This window comes from Vannielia sp. SX4 (assembly GCF_052828525.1).
Genome location: NZ_CM128247.1, coordinates 603,674 through 624,417 on the forward strand (window position 1 = coordinate 603,674; position 20,744 = coordinate 624,417).

Annotated in this window: 26 protein-coding genes; 16 read left to right on the plus strand and 10 right to left on the minus strand. The window is 65.8% G+C overall.

The window, feature by feature from the left end:
- Positions 1 to 19: 19 nt before the first annotated feature.
- Complete coding sequence (locus tag ACUXVX_RS03020; RefSeq protein ID WP_446310305.1) at positions 20 to 985, minus strand: asparaginase; 966 nt, start codon at positions 983 to 985, stop codon at positions 20 to 22.
- 158 nt (positions 986 to 1,143) lie between these two features.
- Between ACUXVX_RS03020 and ACUXVX_RS03025 the strand changes: the two genes are divergently transcribed.
- The 4 genes from ACUXVX_RS03025 to ACUXVX_RS03040 all read left to right on the plus strand — a co-directional run bounded on the left by ACUXVX_RS03025 (position 1,144) and on the right by ACUXVX_RS03040 (position 4,085).
- Positions 1,144 to 1,668, plus strand: a complete 525-nt coding sequence (locus tag ACUXVX_RS03025; protein ID WP_222471138.1) for an invasion associated locus B family protein — start codon at positions 1,144 to 1,146, stop codon at positions 1,666 to 1,668.
- 59 nt (positions 1,669 to 1,727) lie between these two features.
- Positions 1,728 to 2,255: a hypothetical protein gene (locus ACUXVX_RS03030; RefSeq protein WP_222495983.1), complete on the plus strand. Its 528-nt coding sequence runs from the start codon at positions 1,728 to 1,730 to the stop codon at positions 2,253 to 2,255.
- A gap of 70 nt (positions 2,256 to 2,325) precedes the next feature.
- A complete protein-coding gene (gene rlmN, locus ACUXVX_RS03035) occupies positions 2,326 to 3,513 on the plus strand; it encodes a 23S rRNA (adenine(2503)-C(2))-methyltransferase RlmN (RefSeq protein ID WP_446310306.1) in 1,188 nt (395 codons plus the stop codon).
- A 53-nt stretch (positions 3,514 to 3,566) separates the two neighbouring features.
- Positions 3,567 to 4,085, plus strand: coding sequence for a hypothetical protein (locus tag ACUXVX_RS03040; RefSeq protein WP_446310307.1), 519 nt, complete (start codon positions 3,567 to 3,569; stop codon positions 4,083 to 4,085).
- On the opposite strand, the gene ACUXVX_RS03045 is transcribed toward ACUXVX_RS03040, so the two are convergent.
- Entirely contained in the window at positions 4,042 to 4,488 is a 447-nt protein-coding gene (locus tag ACUXVX_RS03045; protein WP_446310308.1) for a hypothetical protein, read from the minus strand. The genes ACUXVX_RS03040 and ACUXVX_RS03045 overlap by 44 nt on opposite strands.
- A gap of 135 nt (positions 4,489 to 4,623) precedes the next feature.
- Between ACUXVX_RS03045 and ACUXVX_RS03050 the strand changes: the two genes are divergently transcribed.
- Positions 4,624 to 5,688, plus strand: coding sequence for an OmpA family protein (locus ACUXVX_RS03050; RefSeq protein WP_446310309.1), 1,065 nt, complete (start codon positions 4,624 to 4,626; stop codon positions 5,686 to 5,688).
- A gap of 6 nt (positions 5,689 to 5,694) precedes the next feature.
- On the opposite strand, the gene ACUXVX_RS03055 is transcribed toward ACUXVX_RS03050, so the two are convergent.
- A complete protein-coding gene (locus ACUXVX_RS03055) occupies positions 5,695 to 6,522 on the minus strand; it encodes a metallophosphoesterase family protein (RefSeq protein ID WP_446310310.1) in 828 nt (275 codons plus the stop codon).
- Positions 6,519 to 7,457 carry a diacylglycerol/lipid kinase family protein gene (locus tag ACUXVX_RS03060; protein WP_446310311.1) on the minus strand — a complete coding sequence of 313 codons (939 nt, stop codon included), beginning with the start codon at positions 7,455 to 7,457 and terminating at the stop codon, positions 6,519 to 6,521. The genes ACUXVX_RS03055 and ACUXVX_RS03060 overlap by 4 nt, the downstream gene beginning before the upstream one ends.
- Positions 7,458 to 7,603: 146 nt before the next feature.
- Between ACUXVX_RS03060 and ACUXVX_RS03065 the strand changes: the two genes are divergently transcribed.
- The 3 genes from ACUXVX_RS03065 (at position 7,604) to ACUXVX_RS03075 (ending at position 9,369) form a co-directional block, all read left to right on the plus strand.
- Positions 7,604 to 8,188, plus strand: a complete 585-nt coding sequence (locus tag ACUXVX_RS03065; RefSeq protein WP_261385387.1) for a hypothetical protein — start codon at positions 7,604 to 7,606, stop codon at positions 8,186 to 8,188.
- A gap of 128 nt (positions 8,189 to 8,316) precedes the next feature.
- A complete protein-coding gene (locus ACUXVX_RS03070) occupies positions 8,317 to 8,475 on the plus strand; it encodes a hypothetical protein (protein ID WP_222471129.1) in 159 nt (52 codons plus the stop codon).
- Positions 8,476 to 8,688: 213 nt separating this feature from the next.
- Positions 8,689 to 9,369 carry a dimethylsulfonioproprionate lyase family protein gene (locus ACUXVX_RS03075; RefSeq protein WP_446310312.1) on the plus strand — a complete coding sequence of 227 codons (681 nt, stop codon included), beginning with the start codon at positions 8,689 to 8,691 and terminating at the stop codon, positions 9,367 to 9,369.
- On the opposite strand, the gene ACUXVX_RS03080 is transcribed toward ACUXVX_RS03075, so the two are convergent.
- Both ACUXVX_RS03080 and ACUXVX_RS03085 read right to left on the minus strand, forming a co-directional pair.
- Positions 9,366 to 9,989: a uracil-DNA glycosylase family protein gene (locus ACUXVX_RS03080; protein ID WP_446310313.1), complete on the minus strand. Its 624-nt coding sequence runs from the start codon at positions 9,987 to 9,989 to the stop codon at positions 9,366 to 9,368. The genes ACUXVX_RS03075 and ACUXVX_RS03080 overlap by 4 nt on opposite strands.
- A 340-nt stretch (positions 9,990 to 10,329) precedes the next feature.
- The gene (locus ACUXVX_RS03085) at positions 10,330 to 11,169 is read right to left on the minus strand and encodes an LOG family protein (RefSeq protein WP_446310314.1); all 840 of its coding nucleotides are present in this window, start codon (positions 11,167 to 11,169) and stop codon (positions 10,330 to 10,332) included.
- A gap of 157 nt (positions 11,170 to 11,326) precedes the next feature.
- On the opposite strand from ACUXVX_RS03085, the gene dapD reads away from it, so the two are divergent.
- The 4 genes from dapD (at position 11,327) to ACUXVX_RS03105 (ending at position 14,684) form a co-directional block, all read left to right on the plus strand.
- Positions 11,327 to 12,154, plus strand: a complete 828-nt coding sequence (dapD, locus tag ACUXVX_RS03090) for a 2,3,4,5-tetrahydropyridine-2,6-dicarboxylate N-succinyltransferase (RefSeq protein WP_446310315.1) — start codon at positions 11,327 to 11,329, stop codon at positions 12,152 to 12,154.
- Positions 12,155 to 12,426: 272 nt separating this feature from the next.
- A complete protein-coding gene (locus ACUXVX_RS03095) occupies positions 12,427 to 13,296 on the plus strand; it encodes a hypothetical protein (RefSeq protein ID WP_446310316.1) in 870 nt (289 codons plus the stop codon).
- A gap of 103 nt (positions 13,297 to 13,399) precedes the next feature.
- Positions 13,400 to 13,651 (plus strand): GlsB/YeaQ/YmgE family stress response membrane protein, encoded by a 252-nt coding sequence (locus tag ACUXVX_RS03100; protein ID WP_213547099.1) that lies wholly within the window; start codon positions 13,400 to 13,402, stop codon positions 13,649 to 13,651.
- Between the two features lie 4 nt (positions 13,652 to 13,655).
- Positions 13,656 to 14,684 carry a sodium:calcium antiporter gene (locus ACUXVX_RS03105; RefSeq protein ID WP_446310317.1) on the plus strand — a complete coding sequence of 343 codons (1,029 nt, stop codon included), beginning with the start codon at positions 13,656 to 13,658 and terminating at the stop codon, positions 14,682 to 14,684.
- A 169-nt stretch (positions 14,685 to 14,853) separates the two neighbouring features.
- Here ACUXVX_RS03105 and ACUXVX_RS03110 read toward each other — a convergent pair whose 3' ends face one another.
- A complete protein-coding gene (locus tag ACUXVX_RS03110; RefSeq protein ID WP_446310318.1) occupies positions 14,854 to 15,249 on the minus strand; it encodes a rhodanese-like domain-containing protein in 396 nt (131 codons plus the stop codon).
- Between the two features lie 65 nt (positions 15,250 to 15,314).
- Here ACUXVX_RS03110 and ACUXVX_RS03115 point away from each other — a divergent pair, with 65 nt between their 5' ends.
- The 4 genes from ACUXVX_RS03115 (at position 15,315) to ACUXVX_RS03130 (ending at position 17,832) form a co-directional block, all read left to right on the plus strand.
- Entirely contained in the window at positions 15,315 to 15,671 is a 357-nt protein-coding gene (locus ACUXVX_RS03115) for a hypothetical protein (RefSeq protein WP_446310319.1), read from the plus strand.
- A complete protein-coding gene (locus ACUXVX_RS03120; protein ID WP_222495970.1) occupies positions 15,671 to 16,681 on the plus strand; it encodes a TIGR00341 family protein in 1,011 nt (336 codons plus the stop codon). The genes ACUXVX_RS03115 and ACUXVX_RS03120 overlap by 1 nt, the downstream gene beginning before the upstream one ends.
- A 108-nt stretch (positions 16,682 to 16,789) precedes the next feature.
- Positions 16,790 to 17,218: a hypothetical protein gene (locus tag ACUXVX_RS03125; protein WP_446310320.1), complete on the plus strand. Its 429-nt coding sequence runs from the start codon at positions 16,790 to 16,792 to the stop codon at positions 17,216 to 17,218.
- Positions 17,219 to 17,337: 119 nt separating this feature from the next.
- The gene (locus ACUXVX_RS03130) at positions 17,338 to 17,832 is read left to right on the plus strand and encodes a hypothetical protein (RefSeq protein WP_446310321.1); all 495 of its coding nucleotides are present in this window, start codon (positions 17,338 to 17,340) and stop codon (positions 17,830 to 17,832) included.
- Between the two features lie 61 nt (positions 17,833 to 17,893).
- Here the strand turns inward: ACUXVX_RS03130 and ACUXVX_RS03135 are convergent, their stop codons facing one another.
- Genes ACUXVX_RS03135 through ACUXVX_RS03145 form a run of 3 tightly spaced genes read right to left on the minus strand, consistent with a single transcriptional unit; the run spans position 17,894 to position 20,492 of the window.
- Positions 17,894 to 18,373 (minus strand): hypothetical protein, encoded by a 480-nt coding sequence (locus ACUXVX_RS03135; RefSeq protein WP_446310322.1) that lies wholly within the window; start codon positions 18,371 to 18,373, stop codon positions 17,894 to 17,896.
- Positions 18,370 to 18,921 carry an N-acetyltransferase family protein gene (locus ACUXVX_RS03140; RefSeq protein WP_446310323.1) on the minus strand — a complete coding sequence of 184 codons (552 nt, stop codon included), beginning with the start codon at positions 18,919 to 18,921 and terminating at the stop codon, positions 18,370 to 18,372. Before ACUXVX_RS03140 ends, ACUXVX_RS03135 begins: the two co-directional genes overlap by 4 nt.
- Positions 18,918 to 20,492, minus strand: a complete 1,575-nt coding sequence (locus ACUXVX_RS03145; RefSeq protein WP_446310324.1) for a Hint domain-containing protein — start codon at positions 20,490 to 20,492, stop codon at positions 18,918 to 18,920. The genes ACUXVX_RS03140 and ACUXVX_RS03145 overlap by 4 nt, the downstream gene beginning before the upstream one ends.
- Between the last annotated feature and the right edge of the window lie 252 nt (positions 20,493 to 20,744).

Below are 20,744 nucleotides of genomic sequence, written 5' to 3' on the forward strand. Positions count from 1 at the left end.
GGTTCGTCTTTCCGCCTGATCAGAACGCGGGCCGGACCTCACCCACTTCGATGTTGCGCCGGTTGGTCATGGGCCCCCAGCGCTTAAGCACAGCCGGATCATTCCGATCCAACACGCCGTATTTCACCAGCAGCGCGGCCATCGCGCATTCTGCCGCGCGGGTCGTGCCATCCGCCACCTTCAGCGCGATGCCAAGGCCCTGCTCCGGCAGGATCGCGGTGAAGTAACCCTCGGCCCCGGTCTTCACGGCCGCCTTGCCCTTTGCCGCCCGCATCATCTCGGTGCAGGCCCGGCCTTCACCGGCCACAAGCTCGGGGTGGGCCATCATCGCATCGCGCAGCTGTTGCTCAGCCGAGCCTTCGGCAGCCACCGCGAACTTGGCCATCGCGCGGGCCATCGCGGTGACAGAGCTGCGGAAGTTCGGGGCCGAGCAACCGTCGATCCCGTAGCCTGCTGTCGCCTCGTCGCAGATGTCTTCCCACGCAGCGAGAGCGGCCTGCTGCACCGGGTGATCGACCTCGTGGTACTCCGGCCCGCCGCCGAGGTGGCTGTTCAGGGTCAGAAAGCCCGCGTGTTTGCCCGAGCAGTTGTTGTGAAACTGGCAGGGGGACTCATCGGTCTTGATCAGCCCTTCGCGGGCCGGGCGGTCATCGGGCATCTGTGGGCCGCAGCGCAGGTCTGCCTCGCCGAGTTCGAGCGCGGCCAGCCAGCGGGCGACGGGTTTGGTGTGGATCAGCGCACCGTTGTGCGAGGCGCAGGAGAGCGCAAGCTGCTCGCTTCCGAGGTGCCGCGCCGCCGCCGCGCCGGAGCGCACCAGTGGCAGCGCCTGAATCATCTTGGCCGCCGAGCGCGGATAGACTGGCAGGCCGGGTGCACCGCGCCCATCCACCACCTCTCCCGCGGCGTTCACCACCGCGATATGGCCGTGGTGGACCGATTCCACCTCACCACCTCGTGTTACCTCGACCAGCAGCTCTGCCTGCATGCCTCACCTCTCCGGAATGTCAGCGAAATTCTGCCAACGGGGCTTTCGCAGTTACGGAAAATCACGTTACATTGAGCCAGAGCAAGTTGAAAAGACATTCGCCGCCTGCAAGGAAAGGCGAAGGCTTGAGGCAGAGGCAGCTGGAGGCTGTGGGACACATGAACAACCGGATTTTGGCTGGCCTCGTGGCTGGCGGACTTGCAATGGGCGCGGGCGCCGGCTTTGCGCAGGAGAGCGACAACCGCGTGGCGGCAAAGACCGACTGGTCGGTGTTCGTCGAGGATGACCCCAAGGAGTGCTGGAGCGTTTCGGCCCCCAAGGAAACCGTCAACACCCGCGATGGCCGTGTCGTGGCCGTGCGCCGGAGTGACATCCTGCTCTTCGTCACGTTCCGCCCCGGCAATGGTGCGGGAGAGGTGAGCTTCACCGGCGGTTACCCGTTTGCTGGTGGCTCCACGGTGACGCTGGATATTGGCGGCACCCAGTTCGAGCTCTTCACCGAGGGCGAATGGGCCTGGTCGGCCAGCCCGCAGGATGATGCCAAGATCCTCACCGCCATGAAGCGCGGTGCCGAGGCCAAGCTTTCGGCCCGGTCCAGCCGGGGCACCCGCACCGAGGACACCTTCTCGCTTCTGGGCCTCACTGCGGCGATCGAAGAGGCCGAGCAACGCTGCGGCGGTTGATCAGCGCTCGATTTTCGGCTTAGGCTCCTCGCAGCAATTTTCTGTGTGGAGTCATTGCCTTGCCTTTCATTCTCGGAGCCATCGCGCTGCTGACGGCGGCCTATGTCTGGTACATCCGCGCCAAGGGCGCTGCCGACATGGCCGGAGAGCTGATGAATGCCGCAGGCGATGTGCGCGCCGCCGCCCGGCGGTTCGGCTACAAGCTGCGGAAACGGGAGCATCCGGTCGATGGCATCGAGGAGCCTGTCGTTGCGGCAGCGGGCATAGCCGAGGCTTTCATTTCGCTTGATGACCTGCCCACACGCGGCCAGCGCATGGGCATTCTGCAAGGGCTGCAAAAGGCATACCGGGTCGATCTGAACGGGGCCGAAGAGGCCGCCGTTCTGGGCCGCTGGCTGGTTGGGCAGTGCGGCTCCGCCGATGCCGCGATCAGCCGGATCGTGAAAAAGCTGATCTCCATGGGCGGCCAGAGCGAGCTTCAGCCGCTGATGGCGGTGCTCAACACGGCCGCTGGGGCGGACGGGGCCAGCCTTGGCCCGCGCCAGCAGGAAGCGCTTCAGGAGATCTCCCGCCGCTTCGGCCTTTAGGAGAAAACCTTTGCAATAAGGGCCGTGCCGCCCTATGTGCACGGCTTGAACCCGAAAGCCGGAGACTCCCATGACCGAGGCCAATGCCCCGATCACGCAAGACGTGGCAACGATACCCCGCAAGCTGCCCGAGGGCGGAAAGCGCAACATCGTCGGCCTGACCCGCGAAGGCCTCGCCGAGGCGCTGCGCTCCATTGGCGTGGCCGACAAGCAGGTGCGGATGAGGGTGAACCAGATCTGGCAGTGGGTTTACCAGTGGGGCGTGCGCGACTGGGACGCGATGACCAACCTCTCGAAGGCGTTCCGCGCCGAGCTGGACGAGCACTTTGAGATCGCCATTCCCGAGGTGGTGAAGCGCGAGGTGAGCGCTGATGGCACCCGCAAGTACCTTGTGCGGATCGCTGGCGGGCATGAGGTGGAAACCGTTTACATTCCCGAGGAAGATCGCGGGACGCTCTGCATCTCTTCCCAGGTTGGCTGCACACTGACCTGCTCGTTCTGCCACACCGGCACCCAGAAGCTGGTGCGCAACCTGACCGCGGGCGAGATCGTGGGGCAGGTGATGCTGGCCCGTGACGATCTGGGCGAGTGGCCGGAACCGGGCAAGGGCTCCGACGAGAACGGGCCGCGCCTGCTCTCGAACATCGTGCTGATGGGCATGGGCGAGCCGCTCTACAACTTCGATGCCGTGCGGGATGCGATGAAGATCGCGATGGACGGCGAGGGGATCTCTCTGAGCCGCCGCCGGATCACGCTGTCAACCTCCGGCGTTGTGCCGGAGATCGCCAAATGCGCCGAAGAGATCGGCTGCCTGCTGGCGGTGAGCTTCCATGCCACCACCGACGAGGTGCGCGACAGGCTGGTGCCGATCAACAAGCGGTGGAACATCGAGACACTGCTGAATGCCCTGCGGGAGTATCCGCGGCTTAGCAACTCGGAGCGGATCACCTTTGAGTACGTCATGCTCGACGGGGTGAATGACAGTGACGCAGATGCGAAGCGGCTGGTGAAGCTGATCTCCGGCATCCCGGCCAAGATCAATCTGATCCCGTTCAACGAGTGGCCCGGCGCGCCCTACAAACGCTCGAGCTGGGAGCGGATCGAGGCCTTTGCCGATATCGTCTACAAGGCGGGCTATGCCTCGCCGATCCGCACGCCGCGCGGTGAGGACATCATGGCGGCCTGCGGGCAGTTGAAGTCCGAGACCGAGCGGGCGCGGAAGAGCCGCAAGGAGATTGCGGCGGAGGCGGGGCTTTAACGCACCGTCCGGCCTTAACGCCTCGTTAACCAGAATCGCCTGACGCTGCGAGGATGCAGCGGATTTCTTTTCAGGTCAGCCACGCCACGCTTTCGAGCCTCATGGATGAGGCGCAGAGGGCCGATATTTCGGTCGGCCAGTTGCTCAGGGATGCCGTGCGGCGCGAACTTCGGCGTCGTCACACCCCTGCGAAGACGCCTCGAAGGGCGGATGAGCGGCTCGTCGCGCGCCTCGGCGCCCTCCTCGCTCCAGCCTTCGCCGACGCAGAGAGCTGGGAGCACTTACAGTGCCTGCTTCAACGCAAAGGCTTTGAGTTACGCCCGGCGGGCGGCGGCCTCACCCTGAACGACATCGAGAACGGAAACCGGGTCTGCAAGGCTTCCGAGCTCGGTTATCCCTACGCCCGTCTGATTGGCCGCTTTCGCACCGCCTTTCCCGGTCACGCGCACCAGCACCTCGTTGAACGTGTTCTGGGCGAGCTGAACGACGGCCCGGACGACGACTTTGACGTGATCGAGCGGCCCGCGCCTACAAGCACCCATCCTCGGCCCAGAGCCGCAAGTTCCCCTTGAAGGTGCCGCCCATCGGGTGCTCCTTGGCGAGGTTGTCGGCGAAGGCCGGGTCGAGGTAATTGGTCGCCTGCTCGCAAATGCGCTCCTGCGTCCACTCGTGACAGCTGGTGCAGAGCTGGTCCTTCCAGACCTCGTCCGGCAGACCCTCAATCGGCGGAAACAGCGGCGAGCCCTCGGTGAAGACCTGCTCGATCGTCTTGCCCTGAATTTCCGGAGCGCCGCCGATCAGCGCCTCGCCCCAGCGCACCGGCCCCACCGGCGCATCGGGCCCTTCAACCGCCCCGTCTTCTTCGACATCGAGGATGATTACGGCCGGATCACCGGCCTGCTGCGCACCGGCGGCCCATGCCCCGCCAAGGGCGGCAATCAGCCCAATCACGAGGCCTGCACGAATTTCTTTCATTCTTTCCGCCTGCTGCGCTTAGTATCAGGACGCTAGCAACTGTTCTGCCTTCGGGCAATTCTCGTTCCCAATTGAGCCGCCGCGTGGGCGGCATTTGCAACAGACCCATTTTCAGCCTCAACTCGGGAGGTCCCCATGATCCGCCGTCTCGCCCTTATTCTGGCACTCGCATTCATCGCCGTAACCGGCGCCGTCACTCAAACGCAGGCCCAGCAAGGGGCCCTTGAGCCGGGCTGGCTGCTTGATCCCGATGCCTCCAACCTGCGGTTCCAGTCGATCAAGAAAGAGGTCGTCTCTGAATCCAGCGACTTTGCAACGTTTACCGGCGAAATCTTTCCAAATGGTAAGGCTGAGGTCCGGGTGGCGCTCGAGAGCGTGGATACCAAGATCGATCTGCGCAACGTCCGCATGCGGTTTCTGTTCTTCGAGACCTTCAAGTTCCCCGAGGCCGTGGTGCTGGCAGAGGTGACGCCCGCCATGCTGAGCGAGTTGGAGACGAACCGGCGCGCGACCTTCGACATGCCCTTCTCGCTCGATCTGCACGGTGTGAAGAAGACCCTTGTGGCCGAGGTCGTTGCGACACTCCTGAGCGATGACCGCATCTCGGTGGCCACGGCGCGGCCGGTGGCGATCTCGGTCGAGGAGTTCGGGATGATGGAGAACCTCGGCAAGCTGGAGGACGCCGCCAAGGTGGATATCGTGCCCTCGGCCACGGTGACCTTCGACTTTCTGTTCGACCGGCGCGGCAGCAACGGCACCCCGCTATCGGGCGGGCGCGAGGGGGCAGTGGATGCCACCAACGCGGCGCTTGAGGATGAGGGCGACTTCAGCACCGAAGCCTGCGAGGGCCGTTTCGAGATCTTGTCGCGCACGGGCAACATCTACTTCGCTTCCGGCTCCTCCCGGCTCTCGGGGGAGAGCGAGCCGCTGCTGAAGGAATTGCTTGATATCACCAGCCGTTGCCCCGGCATCGAAGTAGAGGTTGCGGGCCATACCGACAGCGTGGGCAAGGCCAGCGACAACCAGCGCCTCTCGGAGCGCCGCGCGCAGTCGGTGGCCGATTACCTCATCGAGAACGGTATTGCGCCGGAGCGGCTGACGGCAAAGGGCTATGGCGAAGAGAAACCGGTGGCCTCGAATGACACCGCCGAAGGCAAGGGCAAGAACCGCCGGATCGAGTTTTTGCCGCGCACCAACTAGCCTAGGTCAGGCGAGGGCCATCTGCGGGCGGGCGCTGAACTCGGCTTCGCCCGCGACCCGCTCCCACCCGTTGGCGCCACGGGCATAGGTCGCGCTTTCGCCGGGGGCGAACTCGAGCTCGTCAGCACCCCAGGTGGTGATGGAGACGCGTCCGGCCTCGACATCCAGCACGTTAAAATTGTTGGTCTCCCCGCGCCTGCGGGTGGAGAGGCCGGTGCCGGCCTGCACGAAGAGCAGCCCCGGCGCGGCGGTGAAGGGGGCGGCGGAGGCGGTGTGCAGATGGCCCGAGAGCACCACATCGGCCTCGCAATCCGAAAGCGCCGAAAGCGCGGCGCTGGCCCCACGCATGAGCCGCTTTTCAACCGTCGGCCCATGCTCCAGCGGGTGGTGCACGACCACGACCTTCAGCTTGTCGCCAGCCTCCGCAAAAACGTTGCAGACCCGCCGGGCGGTGCGCCGCGAAAACCGGCCCCGTTGCCATGAGAAGCGGTTGACCGTGTTCACACCGACCACGTGCATTTCATCGTCTTCGACGGAGGGTTCGAGCACCGGGTCAATATAGGCCTTGTAACGGTGAAACGGCGTGACGAAGCGGCGCCAGAGATTGTCGATCGGGGTGTCGTGATTGCCCGGCACAGAGAGAACTGGCGCCTCGATCCGAGCCACGAACTCGGCGGCCTCGGCAAACTGGCGCCGCCGGGCGCGCTGGGTGAAATCGCCTGAGATCACCACGAGATCAGGCCGCAGGCTGGCGATGGTTGCCAGCAGCGGCTCCTCGAGCGCGGCATCGTCGCGGCCGTAGTGCAGATCGGACAGGTGAAGGATGCGTCTCATTGCGGCTCGGGCAGGATGATGGTCAGCGGCTTATCGGCCATCGTAAAGTGGAAGGGGCTCTTTTCCCGCGATTTTTCGCCGTCGAAGGCAACCAGCGTGCGGGGGCGCGAGGTGGCGACGGTCAGATCGCGGGCCATTACCAGGTCATAGTCGCGCCCTTCCTGCATAGTGCCGGTGATCAGCCGCCATGTGATCTTGAAGAGCTTGCCGCGGCTGGTGGCGCGGCCGATCAGGATGGCGAACTTGTCATCCGAGATCGCCTGCTTGCCGGCCAGCCCGAAGCGCTCAAGCTGGTAGGCGGAACGGGCGACGAAGAGCAGGGGCGCGCGGACATCGCGAGTTTCGCCATCGGCGGTGAGGCGCATCTTCATCGGGCGCTGGAAGCGGAGGAAGGTTTTGAGCACCGACCAATGCGCCATGATCCGGCGGCGGCCCCAGCGTTTGTAGACGGTTTCGCGCTCTTTCAGGATCGCGGGGTAGACCCCAAGGGAGGCGTTGTTGAGGAACACCCGGTCGCCGACTTTGCCCACGGTGATCTGGTGACGGTGGCCAGTCAGGATCGCCTGCGCGGCGGCCTCCGGATCCTGTGGCAGGCCGAGTCCGCGGGCGAAGTAGTTGAAGGTGCCAAGGGGCAGGACGGCCAGCGCGGCGGGGCTCCCCAGCAGGGCCTGCGCCACGGCCATCGCGGTGCCGTCACCGCCGGCGGCAACCACCGTACGGGCGCCGTTTTTGACCGCGGTTTCAACGATCTGGTGCAGGTCCTGGGAGGGGCTCCAGTGGGTGAGCGTGGCCGCCGTGCCGAACACGACCAAGGCACGATCGATCGCCTCGCTGTCACGGGCATTGGTGCCGGACTTGGCGTTGGCGATCACGCAGATTTCGCCCGGAACGACATCGGGGGCGGCGGGTTCGAGGGGCTGGGGCAGGGCCACCATGTAGGGTCTCCGGGTGCGGCAGTTGCGGCGCGGCTTCACGATCACAACTCGCGGAGCGGCGTTTGGTTGCTTCGGCCCCGGTCTCGACATCGCCCGACCTGCGGGCTAGCACCGGGGAGAGGCTGGGAAACGCAGGGCAGGGACTGATGGGAATTATCCAACGAAAGCTGTGGCTTGTCGGAGCCATGCTGCTGGGCCTTCTGCTTGCGGGTTGTGGTGCGCCTCCCCCCTCCTCCACCCCCGATGACGTGGCGCGGCTGGAGCAGGCCATCTTGGCACTCGGGCCGGGGATCGACCCGGAGGAGGCGGCGCGGGCGGCGCGGGTGAGTTACGAGGCGACGGCGCGGCTGGCGGTGGCTTATGAGATCGAAGACGGGCCGCTGGTGCACAACATGAAAGTGAACGCCGGAACCAAGCCGCGCGGGCTCTGCCGCCATTGGGCGGAGGACATGGAGAAGGCGCTGAATGCCGAAGGATTCCGGACACTTGAGATCCATCGCGGCATCGCCCATGCGCGCAATCCGATCCTGCTGGAGCACTCCACCTCGATCATCTCGCGGCGGGGGGATTCGATGTATGACGGCATCGTGGTGGACCCTTGGCGCGAGGGCGGGCACCTGACTTGGATTGCCACCCGTGAAGATCGGCGTTACCCTTGGGAGCCGCGGCTTGCGGTGCTGAAGTGGAAGCAGGAAACCGGGCGGACCAAGCGGGTGAGCCGGGCCGACTGAGCGCCCGCACAATTGCCCAGAAATCGCCCGTTTGTTGCTGAACTCCTGACAAACCTCCCGGGTTTTCTCCAGCATGTGGGGGCAGGTCAACTGCCCGGTTTTGCTAGAGAAATCAGGGGAAAAATAAAATGGAAGAAATCAGAAGCATCGTGATGCGCGAGAAGAGCCACTCGGTTTCGGACCGCGAGTGGAAGCACCGGCTGGTGGGCTACGGCTACAAGCTGGAAGAGACGGCAAGCGGCTTTGTCGTCAGCTCCATGCGGGGCGAGGCGCTGCTCACGCTCTGAGGCTGAGATAGCCCGGAAAAAAGGGTTAACAGCGCCGCATTAACCCTGCGGCGCATGGGATGCACATCCCATGCACAAGTGATGCACATTCCATACATACGCGATTTGCGCACAGAAGCCGGTGGTTAACCCATCGGCCTCTCTCACTATTGCAGGGTTGATCCGTCCGTAAGGCGGCGTAGCGTGGGCCGAACAGCCATCGCGAGACCGCCCATGGAAGACCCGCTCCGCCTCTCCGACCTGCCAGACTGGCGCTACCTGCTGCAGGAGTTCGACGTGCTCTACCGCCACGGCTCCTCGGGCGGCAGCAAGCTGATCCGCGGCCACCGCAAACGGGTACGCGACATGCTCTCGAAGGTGGTCGACGCCGCGCCGGAGGTGCGGATGCGCGCGCCCGAGGAAAAGCCGGTGGTGGCGCACCTCGGGCGGGCGCTGGACCGGGGCGAGCGCGGCGCGGTGGCCGGACTGGCCCGCGCGCTTGGCCGGGTGGCGGGCGGGCTGACCTGGGAATACGGCTACGAGAAGGTGCCGCCCGCGCTGGCGAGGAAATACGCCTATTGCGAAGTGCTGGGGCCGCGCGGGCCGGTGGTGGCGGAACGGCTGATCTTGGGCTTCGTGCTGTTTGCCCCGAAGACGACCTACCCGCAGCACTCCCATGCGGAGATCGAGGAAAGCTATGTGTCGGTGTCTGGCGCGTGGTCAGAGAACGACGCGGCGGTGCATGCGCCGGGGTCGCTCATTTTGAACGGGTCGGGGCATGAGCACCGGATCACCACGGACGAGACGGAGCCGTGTTTGCTGGCCTACGCGTGGATCGGGCCGGAGGAGAGGCTGAACGCGCCGGGGATGAAGCTGACGGGGACGCGGGGGAAGAGGGTTGAGCGGGGGATCTAGACCGCGCCATCAAAAAGGGTGTCGAGATAGGGCGAGCTTTGCGAACGTGTCATAACGCCGAAGCGTGAGAGATGAGGCAATCCAATTAGGGTTCCTCTATCCGAGAAGCCGCGTCGCGCCGTGATATTGCCCCAACCAACGGGGAAACGGTTCATCTTCGAAATACCAAGGATATCTGTCAGAGCGTCCGTGGCTTCTCCCCCCATCGTGACGATGAGGTTTGGACTTGCCGTTTGAAGGATTCTTGACCAGAGCGCTTTTCCGAAGGCCAATGATGCTTGCCGGTTCCTAAGGCTCGCCCAATCGGGGGAGCGGAACGGGACCAAGTTTCCTGCCAGCACCGCCTCAGGCTTGACGCCGAGACGTTGGAAGAGCGCCCTCACTTGACGCTGAAGCGGGCTGTTTCCGGCCAAATGTCCTCCCCAGCTTTCGTCAACATATGCACTCTTGCCTATGGGCATTGAGAAACTCGGATGGTCTTCAGGAATAGTGGAGCCGCCTGGATTGAGGCCGATGAATGCCACGCTTGCGTTAGTCAATGTAACTTCAGGGCTCGCCAGCAACCGCCACCCCAGCGCATTTCCTGACGACCGATAGGCTTCCTCAATTTCCGATTTCATTTGTCCTCCGAGGTTCAACACGCGGCGTGCAACTCGCACATAACGCGTTGCACGATATCTAACTTTTTCTGCTCGTCTACATAGCGCCAGCCAGCACCTTAAATGCTGTCGAACGGTAGGCCGGGAGGCTCCCCCGCCCGGTGCGCGCCGTAAGGCGCCGGGCAGCGCCGACCCGCCCCCCGGGGCGGCGCTTGGGTGAGGCTTGGGGCTTCGCTTGTAGGGAAGATGACCACTGCGCCATAAAGTGGCATGTACGGGCGTTGCGGCGCCACCCCGCGGGTCGGCGCTGCCCCGCTTGTGGGGGGCGAGTGGCGTTTGGCGTGTCGGGACGAGTCCCGGCCTACCGCCCCGGAATAGCCCCTCGCTTCTCCCCAGCTCCTTCCCAGCTATCAATCGCCGCAATCGCCTCTTCTGCAGTGTCCACGAACTTGAACAGCTCGATGTCTTCGGGGCTGATGGTGCCTGCGTCCTTCAGGGCGTCCCAGTTGATGATCTTTTCCCAGAAGGCCTTGCCGAACAGCAGGAAGGGAACCTTCTGCATCCGGCCGGTCTGGATGAGGGTGAGGGACTCGAAGAGTTCGTCCAGCGTGCCGAAGCCGCCGGGGAAGACGGCGATGGCGCGGGCGCGCATCAGGAAGTGCATCTTGCGGATGGCGAAGTAGTGGAAGTTGAAGCAGAGGTCGGGCGTGACGTATTCGTTGGGCGCCTGCTCATGGGGCAGCACGATGTTCAGGCCGATGGAGTGGCCGCCGGCGTCTGCCGCGCCGCGGTTACCGGCCTCCATCACGCCCGGCCCGCCGCCGGTGACGATGACATCCTCGGTGCCGCCGGAGGCGAGGGAGCGCTCTGTCATCAGCCGGGCGAAGCTGCGGGCCTCGTCGTAGAAGGCGGAGAGCTCGGCGAGGGTCTGGGTGCGGGCGGTGTCCTTCTTGGCCGGTTCAGGGATGCGGGCGCCGCCGAAGAGGACGACGGTTGAGCGGATGCCGTGCTCTTCCATCAGCAGTTCTGGCTTGAGCAGTTCAAGCTGTAGGCGGACGGGGCGGAGCTCGTCGCGGCAGAGGAAGTCTTCATCGGCAAAGGCGAGGGTGTAGGCCGGGGCGCGGGTTTGCGGCGTGTCGGGCACCTCGTGGGCGGTGCGCTTGTCTTCTCCGGCATCGCGGAAGCGGCTGGCGTCGTTCATTGGTCGTCCTTCCCTTGTTCGGGGGGAGGCTATCGCGGGCGGGGTGGAGAGGGAAGGCGAGGTGCGCCATGAATGCGCACCCTACAGCGGCGAGGTGGGTTGCGCCCGTGCGGGGGAGCGTTATGACGTTTGCGACCATTTCTCGGAGGATGTCCCCATGTCGAACGCCCAGCTTGAAGCCGCCATCGAAGCCGCCTGGGAGGCGCGTGATCAGATCACGCCGCAGACCACGGGCGAGACCCGCGAAGCGATCGAGGATACGCTGAATGCGCTGGATGGCGGGAGCCTGCGGGTGGCGGAGAAGCAGGCGGGCGGTTCGTGGCATGTGAACCAATGGGCCAAGAAGGCGGTGCTGCTGGGCTTCCGGATCAAGGACATGGAAGAGCAGTCCGGCGGGCCGCAGGGTGGCGGCTGGTGGGACAAGGTCGACAGCAAGTTCAAGGGTTGGGGCGACAACCAGTGGAAGGCCGCGGGCTTCCGGGCGGTGCCGAACGCGGTGGTGCGCAAGAGCGCCTATATCGCGCCGGGCGTGGTGCTGATGCCGTCTTTCGTCAACCTCGGCGCCTATGTGGACGAGGGGACGATGGTGGACACATGGGCCACGGTCGGCTCCTGCGCGCAGATCGGCAAGGGCGTGCACCTGAGCGGCGGCGTGGGCATTGGCGGCGTGCTTGAGCCGATGCAGGCGGGGCCGACGATCATCGAAGACAACTGCTTCATCGGGGCGCGGTCGGAGGTGGTGGAAGGCTGCATCATCCGTGAGGGCTCGGTGCTGGGGATGGGCGTTTACATTGGCCAGAGCACCAAGATCGTGGACCGGGAGACCGGCGAGGTGATGTATGGCGAGGTGCCGCCCTATTCGGTGGTGGTCTCGGGCTCGATGCCGACGAAGAACAACCTGAACCTCTATTGCGCGGTGATCGTGAAGCGGGTGGACGAGAAGACCCGCTCGAAGACCGGGATCAACGAGCTGCTGCGGGATTGATCGGGTGGTGAAGGCAGTCAAACTGCCAAACTCAAGTCCTAGCGGCGTACAGGGAGGTCGCAGTGCAAGTTAAAGGGTTTGTATACGGGGTGGTGGCTGGAGTTGCCTTGGCAGGTGCTGGGATGGCCGTCGCCCAAGTCTACGCTCAGGTGAATACCAACGGAACGCTCAAGGGCTATGTCGTGCAGTACAAGGGCAAAACCGTCTGCCGCGATCCGTCCGTGTATCTCCAATTCAGAGGGCCGACTAGCTACATCGTTTGTGAGTAGCCGTTGATTGGCTTTTCTGACTGGCCGAAGCGGCAGGTGCTGCATGACCTGCGATGCGTGGCGGAGGCGGCGCGGCCTGCGGTGGAGGCGCGGGGCGGGGCGATGTTGCAGGCGGTGCCGGTGGAGGCGGATCTTCAGCTCGCCTGCGATGGGGATTACCTGGATCATGTCATCGCGTTGGACGCGGTGGCGCGGGGGGCGGATGCCGAGCTGGCGGGTTATGCGACGGCGCTGCTGATAGGGGATGCGGTGCATGGGCAGATCGGCTTCGCGCCGGAGGGCCTGCCGGTCGACAGCCAGCCGGGCGCGCGGCGGGCGGCACTGGCGCGGGGGCTTCATGCGGCGGATGAGGCGCATGATCTGGGCGTGGCGCTGCCGGAGCTTGTGACGAGTTTGCCCAAAGAGAAGGTCATCCCGCCGCTGATGCAGATCGCGCGGGAGCTGCGCGGCATGGTCGATGCGGTGGCCCATGCGGATTACGGGATGGATGCGGCGCGCCACGCCGAGGCGCTCAGGGCAGTGCTGGACACGGAGGACTGCCGTTTTCCGAAGGGGGAACGGTGGTATCCGGCGGAGGTGGTGGAGCTCACGGGGCATGACCCGGACAATGGCGCCACATGGCTGCCCTGCATCGCGCTGCTGGTGCTGGATGACATCCACTACGGCGGCGACTTCGACCAGATGACGTTTCGATGGATGAAGCAGGCAGAACGCCTGCTGGAGGCGCCGGAGCGGATGCGGGGGCCGATCCTGCGGGGTATCCGCCACGTGATGGAGCGCGAGGTGCCGGGCTACTGGGACCCTTACTTTGAGTGGATGCCACGGAAGATCGCGGAGAGTGCGGTGATGGTGCCTTGGGAGGATGTGGCCTGACGGCGGGGTGTGGCGGCCAGATTGCGCACCCTAAAGGCGGGAACCGGAGGCCGTTCTGCCCGGTTAAAGCGGTAACACGCTGTTGACCGGAAAGGACGGAACAATGGGACTTGGACTTATTCTCTCGATCATCATCGGGGGCCTCGCGGGCTGGATCGCCTCGATGATCATGAAGGCCGACACCGGCCTCATCACCAATATCGTGCTGGGCATCGTCGGCGCGCTGGTGCTGAACCTGCTGCTGCAACTGCTGGGCATCTATGCCGCCGAACGGGTCGTGCCGCAGCTGATCGTGGGGATCGCGGGCGCCTGCCTGCTGATCTTCGGTTTCCGGGCCATCGCACGCCGCTCCTGACGGCGTGCTCGCAGACCTATCGCTGACATGGCTCCTCGTCGCCTTTGCGGTGGCGGGGAGCATTGTTGTGGTGGCCTCGATCCGGGCCACGGCGCTGGCCGATATCATCGCCGACCGCACGGCGATGGGCGAGGCGCTGGTGGGCGGCGTGCTGCTGGGCGGGGCGACCTCGCTCTCGGGCGTGGTCGTCAGCGTGAGTGTGGCGGCGCAGGGGGATGCCTCCTTTGCGTTTTCCAACGCGGTGGGGGGCATTGCGGCGCAGACGCTGTTCCTGGCGATCGCCGACACCCTGCACCGGCGGGCCAACCTTGAACATGCCGCCGCCGAGCCTGCGAACCTGTTTCAATGCGTGATGCTGCTGATCCTGCTCAGCCTGCCGGTGGCGGCGATGGCGGGGCCGGATGTGGCCTATTTCGGCATTCACCCCGTCTCGGTCGTGCTGTTCATCGCCTATGCCGCCGGGGTGCGGCTTGCGGCCTCGGTGCGCGAAGAGCCGATGTGGCAGCCGGTGGAGACCGGCGAGACTCGGCGGGACGACCCGGCGGATGCGGCGGATGCGCACAAGAGCGCGCGAGGGCCGGTGCTGGTGTTTGCCGCGCTGGCGGCAGCGATGGGGCTTTGCGGCTACGTGATTGGGCAGGGCGGACAGGAGTTTGTCACCCGGTTCGGGCTGGCCTCAAGCCTCGTGGGGAGCCTCGTGACGGCGGTGGTGACCTCGTTGCCAGAGTTGGTGACGACGCTGGTGGCGGTGCGCCGGGGCGCGTTGCAGCTGGCGGTGGGCGGGATCATCGGGGGCAACACCTTTGACACGCTGTTCCTTGTGTTCTCGGACGTGGCTTATCGCGAGGGCTCGCTTTATCACGCGGTGGGGCTGAGTGACCTTTACTGGCTCGCCACCGGGCTGCTGATGACGGCGGTGCTCATGGCCGGGCTGATCCTGCGCCAGCGCGAGGGGCCGGCGCGGATTGGCATCGAGAGCGTGCTGATGATGGCGATCTACGGCGGGGCCGTGGCGGTGGAGGTGCTGGCGTGAGGTGGGGGCGCGGGGCCGCTCCAGCCTCGGTGTGCCTAAGCGCGGGATCGCTTTGGCAGCGCCGTCGTGCAGCGGGGGGCCAGCCCCCCGCACCCCCCGGGAGTATTTTCAGCAAGAAAATGAACAGGGGTGGGGCGAATTTTAGATGAATTGTAATGGTTCTTTGCTGTCAGGCCGGTTTTTTCGGGCGGTCTCCGACTGGGCCGCCGCTGGCCTTCCAGCCGGAGAAGCCGTCGGTGATGTGGCTGACGTTTTTGAGCCCCATTTCTTGTGCGGCGCGGGCCGAGAGGGCGGAGCGCCAGCCCGAGGCGCAGTAGAACACGAAGCGGTCGCCTGTTTGGAATTGGGGTTTGGCGTAGGGCGATTCAGGGTCGATCCAGAATTCGAGCATGCCGCGCGGGCAGTGGAAGGCGCCGGGGATCATGCCTTCGCGCTCAAGCTCGCGGGGGTCTCGCAGGTCGACGAAGGTGACGCCCTCTTGCCCGTGCTGCGGGATGATCTCGGCGGCGGGCGCGTGGGCGACCTGGGCATTGGCCTCGGCGACCATGTCTTTGACGCGTTTCATCGGCTCTCCTCCTGCTTGACTTCGCGCATCTGGCGGAACACCTAGATTTGTCAGGAGGATATGCGATGTCGGGCGGGAAGGAAAAGAAGGTGCAGGCGGTTTACACGCTGTTGGTCGAAGTCGGCCGGAAGACGGGCGATGGCCTGCCCGAGGGGGCGCACGGCGCGGCGCTGATGTGCTATGCGGCGGGCGTGGACGAGGCCGAGGCGGTGCGGGAGACCGTGGCGATCCTGAAGCAGGCCGACCTCGCGCCGCTGGATGTGACCGGATACGGCACGCTGGAGGAGCGCGAGGCGCAGGGCCACGAGATCGACGAGGACGAGCGCGAGCTGATGGCGCGGGCGCTGGCGGAGAACGCGGTGATCGTGGCGCAGATGACGCCGTTCTTCGATGCGCCCTCCCATGAAGGCGGCGCGGCCTGATGGCTGACCGGCTGCTTCAGGTGATCGGCTCGGTGGAGCAGATCGACGAGGTGGCGGGCTGCCTTGAGGATCTGCCGCCGGATCAGTGGTGGCGGCTGCCCTATGACGAGGAGGAGGGGCGGCAGACGCTCTACGTGGCCCTCTTCAAGGCCGATGCGCAGGAGGTGATGGACGCCATCAGCGAGGCGCTGGAGGGGCAGGACGGCTGGCGGCTGTTCAGCCTGCCGACCGAGGCGAGCCTGCCGGAACTCGATGACGAGGAGGAGGAGGACCGCCGCGCGCAGAAGGAGACGGTGAACGCGCGGGAGGAGATTTATCGCGAGGTGCGGCAAGGCACGGCGCTGACGCTGGATTACCTGGTGATGACCGCGCTGGCTGCGCTGGTGGCGGCCATCGGCCTCAGCCAAGGGCAGGTGGCGGTGGTGATCGGGGCGATGGTGATTGCGCCGCTGCTGGGGCCGATCATGGCCTTTGCCTTCGGCTCGGCGCTGGGCAACTTCTCGCTCCTTGGGGTGGCGGTGAAGGCCTTGGGTGCGGGGCTGGGGGTGGCCGTGGTGGTGGGCATCGCGCTTGGGTTGATTTTGCCCGGATCCTATCCCGACACCTCGATGATGGATTTCTCTGGCGTGCTCAGCCTTGAGACCGTGGCGCTGCCGCTGGCGGGCGGCGCGGCGGCGGCGTTGATGCTCTCGGGCGGGCAGACCACAGGCCTTGTGGGCGTGATGGTGGCGGCTGCGCTGCTGCCGCCGCTCGCCGCCTTCGGGCTCTTCGTGGGTATCTGGGACATCCCGAACGCGCTGCGGGCGCTGGCGACGGTGGTGACCAATATCGTGGCGATCAACCTTGCGGCGCAGGTCGTCTTCCTCGCCAAGGGCATCCGCCCGCGCCGGTGGGAAAGCTCGGATCACAAGACATCCGTGCGGGTGGCGCTGGGGGCCTCGGGCGCGCTGGTCGCGCTCTTGGCGCTGGCGCTCTGGGCGGCGGGGCATGGCTACGTGCCGGGGCTATAGGCCCGCCGCACCCGAAACGAAAACCCCAGCATTTTCTCAGGCTTGCCCCATTTGTGCCCCGTTTTCGCTCGTAGATTGAATGCGAGTGAAGTGAGGGCCAGGGCACCCATGAAAGAGTCGATAGCCGCAATCAAGTGGGTCGCGAACCTTGTGATGGTGGCGTGCATTCTGGGTGCGGTGTGGCTGGGCTACAAGTTCGCCACGGAGCCGGGATACCTCGCAGAGCTGACCTTGGGTGTGGAGCAGGAGAGCCCCTTTGCCCCGCGCAGCCCGGTGATGGATGGGCCGCCATCCGATCAGGTGGTGACCAGCCGGTTGCCTCAGGCCAGCGGAACGCCGCAGGCGGGCGGTGCCAGCGCCGGCGAGCGCAGGCTGAGCAACGACAGCGGCAGCGGCGCGACCACCGACGCGGGCAGCTATGCGCCGCGCACATCGGCCACCGGCGGCCTTCGCACGGTGACCCGGAAAACAAAGCAAGCCCCGGAGGCCTATCAGCCGCCCGTGGCGCAAAGAAAGGTGGTTCGGGTCGGCGATTGAGCCGGGCGCGGGCCGCGACGAGAGAGAGCAAACAGGAGGCCGGGGCGCGGTGCCCGGGCCGGACACAAGGGTGAGCAAGCGGGCCGGGGGCCCGTCGTGAGCGGAAAGGCAGGCACGAGATGGCAGCTGTTCGAATAATCCTGATAGTGGTGGTTCTGGCCGTGATGGGCGGGATCGGCTTTATGCAATATTCCACGATGAAGGCGGTGGACACGGCGATGGGCCCCTACGAGGGCGAGGATTACGCCGCAGTGGAAGAGACCAAGCCAGCCCCGCGCAGCACCGCCTCGAGCGGCTACTCGGGCGGCAGCGTGATCAAGTCGACCAAGACCTCGAGCCGGGTCGGCGGCGACAAGACGATCACCATCCAGCGCAAGAAACCCAGCCTCTGGACCCGTATCCGCATGTGGTTCGGCTACCAGCCGGAAGATGCGCACCGCCGGGACTTTGCCCGCCTCAAGGCCCAGCGGGAGGCCGAGGCGGCCCGCAGCAAGGGCGTGAACCAGGTGACAGGGCGCAAGGAAAGCACCGCCAGCGTGCGCAGTGCGACCTCGGGCGCCAAGAAGAAAGCCGCGCCGAACAAGTCGGTGGCGAGCGCGCTGGGCGGCGGCTGAACCGCCTGCCTGAGCCGACACACGAGGGGCGTCCCACCGGGGCGCCCTTTTTGCATGGCGCTCAACCGCCGAGGGCGGGAAAGGCCGCCGCTACCCGGTGCCGCGCCGCCGCGCAGGCCGCGCGGGAGCGGCCTTCGGCTAGCACGAACTCCGAGCCGTCGGGCAGCAGCAGCACCGCCCGATACTGGGTTTCGCCGTCGCTGTCTGTGCGCGCCTCGACCGGGGGCAGGGCTAGCGCCGCCGCTTCGTGCTCCTGCCGCCTGCGCCGGTGCGGATAGCGCCAGGTTAACCGCAGGCGGCCTTCCGGCGTGACTGTGGCAAGGAACATGGGCATATGGGCGCAGAGGGCCACGAGGCACAGCCCGCCGATCCAGAACACAGCCAGCAGGGCGCGGATCAGCTCGGGCGGGTAGCCCTCGGGCGGCCCGTCGCGCAGGATTGCCACCGTCACGAGGCCCAGCATCCCCAGCCAGACCGCCGAGAAGGCCCAGAGAATGCCCGCTCGCCGGTTAGCCACCAGAGGCGCGGCCCGCTGCCTCATGCCGGGCCTGCCCCGTCGCGGGACAGCGACCAGCGGACCACGATGTTGGTCGAGCGCCAGAGCGGCCCCGGATCGGTGAACCGTTCCGCCTCGGTGCCGCCCATACGGGCATAGAAGGCGCGGGCGCGGGTGTTCTCGGCCACGACGGAAAGCGCTGCCGCCACGCCGCCCTCGGCCGCGATCCGCTCCAGCGCTGCCAAGAGCAGCCGTGCCCCGAGGCCGGTGCCGCGTGCCGACCGGCGCACATAGAGGTGGGTAATCTCGGTCGCGCCGTCATGGGCGGCCTGCGACGCAGGCGCAAGGCTCGCCACCCCCAGCAGCGTATCGCCCCGGCAGGCCACGATGGCGCCGCTCTGAGGCACACCCTCGGCGAGGAGGGCCTGCCAGAACGGCAGACGATGCGCCTCGTCGAGGCGGGCGATCGCCTCGGGCGGCGCGATCCCGGCATAGGTCTCGCGCCAGACCTCTACGTGAAGGGTGGCCAGCGCCCGCGCGTCCTCGGCCCGCCCGGCGCGCAGCACCGGGGGCAAAGGCGCCTCGAAGGTCACGCCGCCCGCAGCGCCTCTGCCGCCCAGAGCCGGGCCTCGTAGCCCGAAAGCATCCGCCGGGCGGCGGGGCCGTAGCCTTCGCCGGTCTCCGGATCGAGCTCGGGAAAGATCGTGCAGATCTCTTCAACGATTTCGGCTTCGAAGCTGTGCTGCATCTGGCCGCCGGGCAGGAAGCTTTCGGTCGGCAGGCCCTCGGAAAAGATCACCTGATGGCGGTCGAAGAGCAGGTGGACGTATTCGACCTCGCCGCCTTCCAGCCGGGTCACGGCTGCGCCGCCGACAAGCTCCTTGGCAGCGACCAGCACCTCGCCATCGCCGAACATCAGCTCGGCCAGCGGATCGCGGATCATCAGGCGGTGCAGGGGCGAGATGGTGAGTGCGCGGTGCGGGCCAAAGGTGCCGGCGCGGATGTGGATGGGTGCCATGCTGCCGAGGGCGGGCACGGTGCGGCGACCGATCCAGCGCAGGGGCTGGGGGCCATCATCATGGGTGAGCACCATGTCGCCGGGCTGGAGGCTCTCGACCGGCACCTCGCCGGAGGGCGTGGCGATGAGCGTGCCCGCGACGAAGCAGGGCACCTGATCGAGCTTGATGAAGCCAGTGTCGGTTTCGCCGCTGGCGTCCTCGATGGCATAGGTGAAGACGATCTCTTCGGTATCGCCATCGGAGGTGACATCGAGCGTGCCATCGGCGTTGAGCGTGATGGTCTGGCCGGTTTGCAGGGTGACGCTCTGCCCCGCCGATACCGCCACACCGTTGATGTGGGTGATGGTCATCGTCGGGGAGCCGATATCGTTGCCCAGCACGTCGATGGTCTTGGTGAAGTTGGTGCCGATCTGGACTTCGTCGGTCATGGCGACGAGGTCCGTCTGGATCGAGTTGCCCGCGATCAGCACGTTGGAGTCGTAGGAGCTATCTGACGTGTCGGCGATGCCGATGCGGATGGTGTTCTGCTCGCCTGCGTTGACCGGCATGGTCAGGGTCATGGTGAGGGTGAACCCGTCCATCTCGGTGTTGTAGTCGTCGTTCGTGTTGTCGATGTAGAGGTTGGAATTGTCGGCATCGTTGACGTTGGTCACGGCGGTGTTGCCGCTGCCGACCTCGAGCTCGACATACTCGCCGTTCACCCAGACGGCGAAGATGTCGTTGTAGATCGACTGGGCATACTCCGGGTATTCGTCGGACGAGAAGACGAACTGCATGGTCATCACGTCGCCATCGGGGATGAAGGTGACATCCATGTAGCTGGCGTCATAGGTGGAGGTGCCGGCGATGGCGTTGAAGTCGGAGTTGTTGTTCTGCCCGCCAGTGTTGGTGGAGGTGTTGTTATCCTGGTTGGACGAGCCCCACGAGTTGGTGAAGTCCGACGCACGACCGGTGGAGAGGATCACGCCGGTATCGCCGGGCACCACGCCGGGCGAGGTGCTGTCGCCGCCGGTATAGATGCCGGAGGAGTAGCTGGAGCCGGAGTAGCTGGCCGAGACCACCTGCACGCTGTCACCGAAGATCGCATCGGCCATGGCCGTCGCATTGGCGTAGGTATTGATCGAGAGTTCCGATGCCGCAACCATGCTCGTCTGTCCTCAATGGACCCTCGGCATGAGAGAACGGCACGGCGCGGGGCCGGTCCGTCGGGGGGTGGTGGGCCGCGAGATTTTTCTCGTCTGACCTGCCGCTGCTCTTCGCCCTGCCTCGGGTCGATGTGTTTGTTTTGACGAAAATTGCCATCATTTCGGCGGGTTGTCAGCACATTTGGCGCGGGGGCCTTGGGGCTGTGGGGGCGGTGCAACAGGCGGTGGGTGGTGCGCGGTGAGGGGAGGGGG